Annotated in this window: 1 protein-coding gene; it reads right to left on the bottom strand. The window is 63.4% G+C overall.

Going from position 1 to position 580, the window contains the following annotated elements:
- Positions 1–566: hypothetical protein (locus IHV25_RS10240; protein WP_197975038.1), on the bottom strand; the 566-nt coding region annotated here is incomplete at its 3' end.
- Between the last annotated feature and the right edge of the window lie 14 nt (positions 567–580).

Below are 580 nucleotides of genomic sequence, written 5' to 3' on the forward strand. Positions count from 1 at the left end.
TGTTTGAAGGTGCCCTCGACCTTCTTCCCGTTCTCCCGGGCCACCAGGACCGTGTAGATCTTTTCCGACGCCCAGCCGCTTCCGATGGCCTTCACCACCTTCAGGGTGGAGCCGTCCGGGACGCTCACATCACCCTTTCGGACCTCCAGGAGGTCGCTGCGATCGGCCATGACCCGGACCTCGAGGGTGAACGTCTTGCCGTTCGTGTTGAAGCGATTGACCGACAGGGTACCGACCGTGTCGGAGGTGCCCGGCGCCACGGTGGTGCCATTGTTGCCCAAGATCAGCCCGCCACCCCATGTGAAGGCGCCGCCCAGCGTGCCCCCGTTCAGGGTGAAGGGACCGGTGGCGCCGGAATGGTCGCCTGAAAGGAGGATCTTGCCATCACCCTCCTTGAAGACCTTGCCACCGCCGGACATCGTGTCCCTGTAGGCAAGCGCCTTGCCCGCACCGATATCAAAAACGAAGGTGCCCGCGTTGACAATATTGCCCTCGATGGCCCCGCCCTTCACGGTCATCTTCGCGCCGCCGGCGATGTCATAGCCGTTGGCGAAGCTCAGCTTCACGCTCTCCTCGAAGC

Origin of the sequence: Phaeovibrio sulfidiphilus (assembly GCF_014861485.1) — a bacterium.
GTDB lineage: Bacteria > Pseudomonadota > Alphaproteobacteria > Rhodospirillales > Rhodospirillaceae > Phaeovibrio > Phaeovibrio sulfidiphilus.